This is a genomic window from Phytoactinopolyspora endophytica (genome assembly GCF_004138495.1).
In the GTDB taxonomy this organism is placed as follows: domain Bacteria; phylum Actinomycetota; class Actinomycetes; order Jiangellales; family Jiangellaceae; genus Phytoactinopolyspora; species Phytoactinopolyspora endophytica.
This window is the reverse complement of record NZ_ML142849.1, coordinates 426,289-428,507: the sequence shown is the minus strand read 5'-3', so window position 1 is coordinate 428,507 and position 2,219 is coordinate 426,289. Positions and strand designations below refer to the sequence as shown.

At 67.1% G+C, this 2,219-nt stretch carries 4 protein-coding genes; 1 reads left to right on the top strand and 3 read right to left on the bottom strand.

Annotated features, from left to right (window positions below):
* On the top strand, positions 1–852 hold an 852-nt coding region (locus ELR45_RS36475; RefSeq protein ID WP_205855691.1), incomplete at its 5' end, for an RsmB/NOP family class I SAM-dependent RNA methyltransferase.
* A 232-nt stretch (positions 853–1,084) separates the two neighbouring features.
* Here ELR45_RS36475 and ELR45_RS01935 read toward each other — a convergent pair.
* The 3 genes from ELR45_RS01935 to ELR45_RS01925 form a co-directional block, all read right to left on the bottom strand.
* On the bottom strand, positions 1,085–1,489 hold the full coding sequence (locus ELR45_RS01935) for a type II toxin-antitoxin system VapC family toxin (protein ID WP_129662985.1): 405 nt from the start codon (positions 1,487–1,489) through the stop codon (positions 1,085–1,087).
* Positions 1,489–1,743: a type II toxin-antitoxin system VapB family antitoxin gene (locus ELR45_RS01930; protein ID WP_129662983.1), complete on the bottom strand. Its 255-nt coding sequence runs from the start codon at positions 1,741–1,743 to the stop codon at positions 1,489–1,491. The genes ELR45_RS01935 and ELR45_RS01930 overlap by 1 nt, the downstream gene beginning before the upstream one ends.
* A 107-nt stretch (positions 1,744–1,850) precedes the next feature.
* Positions 1,851–2,219 (bottom strand): Uma2 family endonuclease (locus ELR45_RS01925; protein ID WP_165367387.1); only part of this gene is annotated, 369 nt, incomplete at its 5' end.

Below are 2,219 nucleotides of genomic sequence, written 5' to 3'. Positions count from 1 at the left end.
GCGCTGGGTCCCGACGACGGCGCTCTCGAGGCGTGCTTGCGTGCGGACAACGAGCCCGCTCCGGTCGCGTTGGTGATGCGGCCGGGTCGAGGCGAGGTGGCCGAACTGCTCGATGCCGGTGCCGAGCCGGCGCGCTGGTCACCGGTCGGCGCTGTCATGCCGTCCGGTGATCCAGGACGCCTGGCGGCGGTGCGGGCCGGCCGTGCCGGTGTGCAGGACGAGGGCAGTCAGCTGGTGGCGCTTGCGCTGGCCGAGGTGCCGGTGGACGGCCCGGATGAGCGCTGGCTGGACATGTGCGCCGGCCCGGGAGGCAAGGCCGCACTGCTCAGCGGGCTGGTGACGGCACGTGGCGGGCGGCTGCTCGCCGTCGACCAGCACGAGCACCGCGCCCGGCTCGTCGAGCAGGCGTTGCGTGGCGACGCCGGAGAGCACGAGGTCCTGGTGGCAGACGCTACCGACGGGCCGTGGCCGGTAGAGGATTTCGACCGGGTATTGCTCGACGCTCCGTGCTCGGGCCTGGGTGCGTTGCGTCGTCGTCCCGAGGCGCGATGGCGGCGGACCACGGCGGACATCGCGGAGCTGCGTCCGCTGCAGGCCAAGCTGCTGCGCGCCGCGGTGCGTTCGGTGCGTCCGGGCGGCGTCGTCGCCTATGTGACCTGCACTCCGCACATCGCGGAGACGTCGACGATCGTCGACGACGTGGTCCGCGAACGCGACGATCTGGAACGATTGGATGCTCGGCCGTACCTTCCCGGTGTGCCGGACCTGGGCGACGGTCCGGACGTACAGCTCTGGCCGCACCTGCATGGCACCGACGCGATGTACCTGGCTCTGCTTCGCCGCTCGACGTGAGCCGCCGTTTGCGTCGGCCCTGACGTCCGACATCGGGGGTCGCCTCTGAAGGAAGGGCGCCCTTCCTGGCAGAGGTCAGAGGTCGATCAGATCGGCCGGCGTGATGGTGACCGGGTAGGGGCGCCGCAATCTCTTTGATCAATCCAGACGTGCCGCTATCGGCCTCACAAAGCACGGGTCTGCCTGAGACAAGGATGCGCTCTTGTGATCATGGAATGCCGGCGGGCGAGAGCTACGAGCGTCGAGCCGCAGATACGGCTGTCACGTCGGTCTGCGGGAAGTCGTCCCCTTTGAAGAGCAACGGCTCCCCGCTACTCGAGGCGAGCGCGTACGCGAAGCAGTCACCGTAGTTGAGACCGGCCGGGTGCCGTCCCTTCCCGTACCGCCGATAGGCGACTCGCGCGAGCTCGGCTTGCTCAGTGTCGACCGCGACGAGATCCACGTTGGCCCGATGAAGCCACAAGTCGAGTTCCCTGCCGCCGGCTTCACCGTACCGGCTCTCGATGACGATGGCAGTCTCGAGAAACGACGCTGTCGACATGAGGCGAACCGGATCTGTTTCGACAGCCTCCTCGATCGCCGCCGCTTCCGGCTCGTCAGTCAGCATGGCCACGAGAGCGGACGTGTCGATCACCATCAGCGTGGAAGCCCGTCGTCGCCGTACCCGATGATCTCGTCGGGTGTGCGATGGTCGAGCACCGGGAGCGCGGCGCACCGTTGCCGAATGGCTGCGAGCTCTTCGCGCAAGGGCAGGGCGGGTTTGCGCGCCTTCTCTCGTGCGAGACGTTCACGCAACGCGGTGACTACAGCTCCCGTGAGCGTCTCGCCGGTGCGCGCAGCGAGTTCACGCGCGAGCCGGTCAGCTTCTGGATCCTTGATGCTGAGCGCCACGATCTTGATTCTAGAAGATTTGGTTGCTTCTATAAAGGGGTGCGTCACGAACGCGGGAGCATGGTATTGAACCACGTCACGTCATGATGTGCCTTGTCCGGCAGAGCTCAGATGTCGATCAACGCCGCCGGGGTGATGGTGACCGGGTATGGGCGTTCGAGGGTTACCGACGTTGGGCCGGATGCGCTGCCGGCGTCGACGTAGGCTCCGTCCACCAAGTCGTAGGCGTTGATCGATGGGACGGCTGGGTCGATGATCCAGTACGAGGCGACGCCGGCGTCTGCGTACTTGGAGAACTTCAGCACCCGGTCCTTGCGCCGGGTGCTCGGTGAGAGGACTTCGACGGCCAGCAGAGGGGGCCGAGTGATCGCCTTCTCGCCGATGTCCTCTCGAGCGACGACGAGCAGATCCGGCTGGAGCGATGTGCGGATGTCCGGACGCCAGTCGACCGGTGCGACGAGTGCCTTGAGATGCTG

Coding starts and splice junctions, on each gene's coding strand:
- ELR45_RS01935 (WP_129662985.1), bottom strand. CDS start 1,489: ATGGTGATCGACACGTCCGCTCTCGTGGCCATGCTGACTGACGAGCCG.